This is a genomic window from Bradyrhizobium sp. (assembly GCF_035701725.1).
Taxonomy (GTDB): domain Bacteria; phylum Pseudomonadota; class Alphaproteobacteria; order Rhizobiales; family Xanthobacteraceae; genus Bradyrhizobium.
Genome location: NZ_DASSRP010000023.1, coordinates 45,590 through 52,060 on the forward strand (window position 1 = coordinate 45,590; position 6,471 = coordinate 52,060).

The 6,471-nt window shown below is 62.4% G+C and carries 7 protein-coding genes; 6 read left to right on the forward strand and 1 reads right to left on the reverse strand.

The window, feature by feature from the left end; translation table 11 throughout:
* The 5 genes from ccoP to ccoS all read left to right on the forward strand — a co-directional run bounded on the left by ccoP (position 1) and on the right by ccoS (position 5,298).
* The gene (gene ccoP, locus VFL62_RS01325) at positions 1-873 is read left to right on the forward strand and encodes a cytochrome-c oxidase, cbb3-type subunit III (RefSeq protein ID WP_325170576.1); all 873 of its coding nucleotides are present in this window, start codon (positions 1-3) and stop codon (positions 871-873) included.
* 92 nt (positions 874-965) lie between these two features.
* Positions 966-2,423 (forward strand): cytochrome c oxidase accessory protein CcoG, encoded by a 1,458-nt coding sequence (gene ccoG / locus VFL62_RS01330; RefSeq protein WP_325170577.1) that lies wholly within the window; start codon positions 966-968, stop codon positions 2,421-2,423.
* Between the two features lie 11 nt (positions 2,424-2,434).
* Positions 2,435-2,935 carry a FixH family protein gene (locus VFL62_RS01335; protein WP_325170578.1) on the forward strand — a complete coding sequence of 167 codons (501 nt, stop codon included), beginning with the start codon at positions 2,435-2,437 and terminating at the stop codon, positions 2,933-2,935.
* Positions 2,936-2,947: 12 nt separating this feature from the next.
* A complete protein-coding gene (locus VFL62_RS01340; protein ID WP_325170579.1) occupies positions 2,948-5,140 on the forward strand; it encodes a heavy metal translocating P-type ATPase in 2,193 nt (730 codons plus the stop codon).
* Positions 5,140-5,298: a cbb3-type cytochrome oxidase assembly protein CcoS gene (ccoS, locus tag VFL62_RS01345; RefSeq protein ID WP_325170580.1), complete on the forward strand. Its 159-nt coding sequence runs from the start codon at positions 5,140-5,142 to the stop codon at positions 5,296-5,298. Before VFL62_RS01340 ends, ccoS begins: the two co-directional genes overlap by 1 nt.
* A gap of 18 nt (positions 5,299-5,316) precedes the next feature.
* On the opposite strand, the gene VFL62_RS01350 is transcribed toward ccoS, so the two are convergent.
* Positions 5,317-5,466 (reverse strand): hypothetical protein, encoded by a 150-nt coding sequence (locus VFL62_RS01350; RefSeq protein ID WP_325170581.1) that lies wholly within the window; start codon positions 5,464-5,466, stop codon positions 5,317-5,319.
* Between the two features lie 450 nt (positions 5,467-5,916).
* Between VFL62_RS01350 and VFL62_RS01355 the strand changes: the two genes are divergently transcribed.
* A partial coding sequence (locus VFL62_RS01355) for a cyclic nucleotide-binding domain-containing protein (protein ID WP_325170582.1) occupies positions 5,917-6,471 on the forward strand: 555 nt, incomplete at its 3' end.

The following is a 6,471-nucleotide window of genomic DNA, read 5'->3' on the forward strand; positions in this document are numbered from 1 at the left end:
ATGAGTGACCATCACGATATCGACAGTGTTTCCGGCCGCTCGACCACCGGTCACGAGTGGGACGGTATCAAGGAACTCAACACGCCGCTGCCGCGCTGGTGGGTGTTGACATTCTACGCCACGATCCTTTGGGCGGTGGCCTATTGGGTGGTCTATCCGGCCTGGCCGCTGGTGAGCGGATATACCGCCGGCATATTGCACTACACCAACCGTGCAGCGGTCACCAAGGATCTCGCCGAACTCGAGGCTATTCGCGGCGACAAGATGAAGGTGCTTGCGGGCGCTTCCCTCGCCGACATCGAAAAAGATCCGAACTTGCTTTCGCTGGCGCGGGCGCGTGGCAAGACCGTCTTTGCCGACAATTGTGCGCCATGTCACGGCACGGGCGCAGCAGGCGCCAAGGGCTATCCCAATCTCAACGACGACGATTGGCTGTGGGGCGGCTCGCTGGAGCAGATCAGCCAGACAATTCAGTTCGGTGCGCGCTCGGGCAATCCGAAGGCGCACGAGGGCCAGATGCTCGCGTTCGGGCGCGATGGAATCCTGAAACCGGAAGAAATCGTCACCGTCGCGAACTACGTTCGCTCCTTGTCGGGGCTGTCGACCGAACCCGGCTTCAACGCTGCGGCGGGCAAGAAGATCTTCGCCGACAATTGCGCCGCCTGCCATGGCGACGCAGGCAAGGGCAACCAGGAGATGGGAGCGCCAAATCTCACCGACCAGATCTGGCTCTATGGGTCGGATCAGGCGAGCATTGTGGAAACCATCACCAATGGCCGCGCCGGTGTCATGCCGGCCTGGGTCGGCCGTCTGGACCCCGTTACGATCAAGACTCTGACGGTGTACGTGCATTCGCTCGGCGGCGGAAAATAGGCTCTTTCAAGGGCCCCCGCCGCTTGATGTACGTCAAGGGCAGCGGCACCTGCCGCGGGTAGGTTCATCGTGAAAATCGAGAGTTTTCTGCGATGAACAAACCCGTGTCGCCGTTGGATCTGCAAGTTGACGAGGATGGGCCGCTCTACGTGGCCCGCAAGAAGGTCTACCCGCAGAGCGTTTCAGGCACGTTTCGCAGGATCAAATGGGGGCTGATGGCATTTTGCCTCGGCATCTACTATTTGCTGCCCTTCGTGCGCTGGAACCGGGGGCTCGGTGCCCCCGATCAGGCCGTGCTGGTCGACTTTCCCAACCGGCGATTTTACTTCTTCTTCATCGAGCTGTGGCCCCAGGAAATCTATTACTTCACGGGCCTCTTGATCCTCGCCGCGCTCGCGCTGTTTCTCATGAACGCGCTGGGCGGGCGAATCTGGTGCGGCTATCTCTGCCCCCAGACGGTCTGGACCGATCTCTTTTATGCGGTCGAACGCTGGACCGAAGGCGACCGCCGTGAGCGCATCAAATCAGACGCGGCGCCGTTGACGGCCGGTCGGCTGGCGCGGCGCGTTCTCAAGCATGCCATCTGGCTGGGGATCGCGTGGTGGACCGGCGGTGCCTGGGTCTTGTACTTCTCCGACGCGCCGACTTTGGTGAAAGACCTCGCGACCTTTCAGGCGCCGGCCGTCGCCTATGTCTGGATCGGCATCCTGACGGCGAGCACCTATGTTCTTGCGGGCTACATGCGCGAGCAGGTCTGCGTCTATATGTGCCCATGGCCGCGGATTCAGGCCGCCTTGACCGACGAATGGGCGCTGAACGTCACCTACAAGTATGACCGCGGCGAGCGCCGCTGCTCCGTCAAGAAGGCATTCGATCTGCGGGCGCTCGGCGAGAAAGTCGGCGACTGCATCGACTGCAATCAATGCGTGGCGGTCTGCCCGACCGGCATCGACATTCGCGACGGCGCTCAACTTGGCTGCATCCAGTGCGGCCTCTGTATCGACGCCTGCGATACCGTCATGAAGAAGATCGGCCGCCCGGCGCGCCTGATCGGCTATGACAACGACATCAACGTTCAGCGGAGGATCGCCGGCAAGAGCGAGATCTTCAAACCGGTGCGCGCCCGCACCGTCGTCTATGCCTCGGTCATAGTCGGCGTCTGTTCGCTGATGCTTTACGCGCTGATCACGAGATCTCTGCTCGACCTCAACGTGCTGCACGACCGCAACCCGGTTGCAGTCCGCCTCAGTGACGGTTCGATCCGAAACGGCTATACGCTTCGCTTTCTCAACAAGCGGGGCTTCGACCGCGTAATCGCCGTCGACATCGACGGCCCCCCCAATGCGCAAGTCCACGTCGTCGGCGCCGATTCGGTGACGCCGGACCGGCCGATGATCGTTCTCGGCCGCGATTCAACCACCGAACTGCGCGTGCTGGTCACGGCTCCCTTTGACGAGAAAGCCGACAAGACCATCCCAGTGAAGTTTCGCGTCACCGATATCGGACTGGGCGAAGTGACTTCGGCGACCGACCATTTCGTGACACCCTGAAGGAAACTGCCATGACTTCCCGCCAAACCACCGCAAAGCCGATCACCGGACGATTTGTTCTGATCGTGACCGTGTCTTTCTTCATGGTCGTCATCAGCGTCAACATGGTGATGATGCGTTTTGCCATCGCTACTTTGCCCGGTACGGAGGTCGACAGCGCCTACGGCGCCAGTCTCGCCTATCAGAAGGAAATCCAGGCCGCGCACGAGCAGGACGCGCGACGCTGGAATGTCGACGCCCATGTCGAGCGTCAGCCTGACGGCCGTGCGACAGTGACGCTTCACGTCACCGACGCAAGCGGAGCGCCGTTGAGCGGTCTGATTTTCTCAGGCTACCTCGAACGGCCGACCGACCGCCGCATCGACCAGCCGCTGAAGGTCGTCGAGAGCGGGGACGGAGGCTATCGCGGCACCGCGCAAGGCGTTGCGCCAGGCCAGTGGGACCTCGTGATCGAAGCCAACGGAGGCGGCAAGCGGCTGTTCCTGTCCCACAATCGCATTGTCCTGAACTGACCGGCCACCATCATGCAAACGGCACTCGATTTTTCGCATTACTTGAGGAGCACAGGTGAAGGCCTCGTGCGCCTCGACCTTGCGGTTGACGGAATCAACTGCGCGGGCTGCATGGCCAAGATCGAACGTAACCTGTTGAAGATTCCGGATGTGACCTCGGCGCGCGTCAACCTGACCGATCGTCGTCTGGCGCTGGAGTGGAAGGCGGGAGCGGTCGACCCGACCACAATCGTCGCTCGTCTCACCGAGCTTGGTTACAGGGCCTACCCGTTCGAACGGGCTTCCAGCGAGACGCGTGAGGCAGAGCAGGCCGGCTCGCTGCTGCGCCGTCTCGGGGTTGCGGCATTTGCCGCGATGAACGTGATGATGCTGTCGATTCCGGTCTGGTCGGCCGTCGGCGGCGACATGTTGCCCGAGCAGCGCGATTTCTTTCACTGGCTTTCCGCCCTGATCGTATTGCCGGCCGCCGCCTATTCGGCTCAGCCCTTCTTTGCTTCGGCCATGACAGCCTTGCGCGCGCGCAGCGTCAACATGGACGTGCCGATCAGCATCGGCATCGCGCTGGCGCTGGCGATGTCGCTGTTTGAAACCGCCACCCACGCCGAGCACGCCTATTTCGACGCGGCGATCATGTTGATCGCATTTCTGCTTGCGGGCCGGTACCTCGACCAGAACATGCGGCGAAAGACCCGCGCTTTCGCCGGCAATCTGGCGGCGCTGAAGGCGGAAACCGCGACGAAATTCGTCGATGGCGAGGAGATCGTCACAGTCCCCGTCGCCGCGATCCAGCCGGGCGACATCGTCCTGCTGCGACCGGGCGAGCGATCGGCCGTCGACGGAAATGTCATCAGCGGACGATCCGAGATCGATCAAAGCCTGATCACGGGGGAAACGCTGCCGAAGACCGTTGCCGCGGGAAGTCCGGTCTATGCCGGTACGCTCGTGAGGACAGGCGTATTGCGGGTGCGGGTGTCAGCGGCCTCGGAGGCCACGCTGCTCTCGGAAATTTCCCGCTTGCTCGAAAACGCCCTGCAGTCGCGGTCCCGCTATCTGCGGCTGGCCGAGAGAGCCTCGCGGCTCTATGCGCCGGTCGTTCATGCCGCGGCGCTGTTGACGATGATCGGGTGGCTGATCGCGGGCGCAAGCTTGCACGAGGCGGTGATAACCGCCATCGCCGTGCTGATCATCACCTGTCCGTGCGCGCTCGGCCTCGCCATTCCGGCCGTGCAGACGGTGGCCTCGGGGTCGCTGTTCGGCTCCGGCGTTCTGCTCAATTCAGGTGACGCGATCGAGCGCCTCGCGGAAGTCGATCACGTCATTTTCGACAAGACCGGCACGCTGACGCTTCCGGAACTCGATGTCACCAACGCCGAGGCGATTCCTGCGGATATTTTCGCGCTCGCCGGCCGCGTCGCGCTCTCAAGCCGGCACCCGGTGGCGGCGGCCGTGGCGCGGGCGGCGAAAGCAACATCGCCGCTTGGCGGAATGGAGGAAGAGCCGGGACAGGGCGTGCACGGCTCGCTCGGCGATCTGGAGGTCCGGCTGGGGCGGCCGTCTTATTGTGGCGCCGAGGAAGCGGCGAACGTGATTTTGAGCCGTGATCCGGAAGCTTCGGTTGTTGCATTCCGGTACGGCGCGTCTTGTTATGTGTTCGCGGTGAGACAGCGCTTGCGTCCGGATGCCGTCGACGTCGTCGCATCGCTTCGACAGCGGGGGATCAGCGTCGAAGTCGTGTCCGGCGACCGCGAGCCGGCGGTGCGCGCAGCGGCGGAAACACTCGGCATCTGTGAATGGCGTGCCGAGGTAACGCCGGTCGACAAGATCGCGCGGATCGACGAACTCAAGCGCAGCGGCTTCAAGGTGCTGATGGTCGGCGACGGCCTGAACGATGCGCCGGCTTTGGCGGCGGCCTACGCCTCGATTTCCCCGATCTCGGCAACACATATGAGCCAGGCGGTTGCCGACGCCGTATTCCTTGGGGAGCAGCTTGCGCCGATACTGGCCGCAATCGAAATTTCCCGCAACGCGCTGCACCTGATGCGGCAGAACCTCTGGTTCGCGGTGATCTATAATGCGCTTGCCGTTCCGATCGCGATTGCCGGACTGGCGACACCGTTGATTGCGGCCGCGGCGATGTCCGGTTCGTCCGTGCTGGTCATCCTCAATGCGCTGCGGGCGCGTATCCGCGCCAAAGGAGAACTGTGATGGAGGTCATGGTAATTCTGGTTCCGCTGGCGATCCTGCTCGGCGGTGCGGGCTTGGCCGGCTTTCTCTGGTCGTTGAAGAATGGCCAGTATGACGATCTGGACGGTGCCGCGTGGCGCGCGATCGCGGATGATGAGCCGGTCGAGACGAAGAGATGAGGGACTTGGCGCCGCTGGTCAGCGAAGAATCACCACCAGCGCGATGATCCATAATGCGATTGCGACCCCAGCCCAGGCGAGCACGAGCGTCCAGTCGATCCGCCGCTGGCCCGGCTTTCCCGGCCGTTTCATGAGATAGACTATCGCCCCGCGGATCGGCGCGCGCATCGGACGTCCTAGCAACAGCTGACCGGGAAAATCACAGGCCAGCGAAACCGCCAGTGGGTCGCGGACACTTCGATCGGTCTCAAGGTTTCCGCATCGAACCAGTCGTCACCATGCCGAAGACAGAAGCCGCCGACCGGACGAATTTCTCCGTCGATGGTGGCGAGCTCGAGTTCGCGATCGACCGGAGCCGTCTCGATGTCGTGCCATCGCGAATTGTCGAAAAGGCGAGATAAAATTGAAGCAAGTTTCTTCATGACGGCCGGTTTCGCCAAATAGCTGATAATTTCCATTGTTCACCGATCGCAACCCGTCCGCTTTGATCCTCCTCAACGATGGGAAGCTCCGTATTTATACGGAGCCCTCCGTTCTTATACTTAGGGGGACGACCCGAATTTCGAAATCGCGGGAAATCGGCGAACTTCCGGCCATCAACGAAACCGGAGTTCTGCCATGCTCACCGTCGTCGCAACCGCCAAGTCAACGATCAGCGCCCGCTCGGTTGTCCAGGCTCCCTTGGCCGATGGCCCGCTTGGCCTGATGGCGGCCCCGATGCGCTTTGCGCGCAACAACGAAATCTATGGCGAACACGAGCCTGCCGAGTATCTCTATCAGGTCGTTTCCGGCGCGGTGCGTACCTACCGCATGCTCGATGATGGTCGGCGGCAGATCAGCGCCTTCTATCTGCCCGGCGATATTTTCGGCGTGGAAGCCGGTGACCTGCACCTCTCGTCGGCCGAGGCGATCTGCGATGCCCAGATCCTGGTTGCCAAGCGCAGCGCCGTGATGGCGCGCGCGGAGCACGAAAAGAGCTTGGCCCGTCAGCTTTGGATGCTGACGGTGCGCGAACTCCAGCGCGTCCAGGAACACTCGCTGGCACTCATCAAGAGCGCCGAAGAGCGCGTGGCCGGCTTCCTGCTCGAGATGGCAGGCCGTAACACCAGCAGCGCGTCGATCGAGTTGCCGATGTCGCGTCAGGACATCGCGGACTATCTCGGGCTCACGATC

Excerpts from the sequence above, each read along its gene's own strand:
- VFL62_RS01340 (WP_325170579.1), top strand. The coding sequence starts at position 2,948 with ATGCAAACGGCACTCGATTTTTCGCATTACTTGAGGAGCACAGGTGAA.
- VFL62_RS01350 (WP_325170581.1), bottom strand. The coding sequence starts at position 5,466 with ATGCGCGCGCCGATCCGCGGGGCGATAGTCTATCTCATGAAACGGCCG.
- VFL62_RS01335 (WP_325170578.1), top strand. The coding sequence starts at position 2,435 with ATGACTTCCCGCCAAACCACCGCAAAGCCGATCACCGGACGATTTGTT.
- ccoS (WP_325170580.1), top strand. The coding sequence starts at position 5,140 with ATGGAGGTCATGGTAATTCTGGTTCCGCTGGCGATCCTGCTCGGCGGT.
- ccoG (WP_325170577.1), top strand. The coding sequence starts at position 966 with ATGAACAAACCCGTGTCGCCGTTGGATCTGCAAGTTGACGAGGATGGG.
- ccoP (WP_325170576.1), top strand. The coding sequence starts at position 1 with ATGAGTGACCATCACGATATCGACAGTGTTTCCGGCCGCTCGACCACC.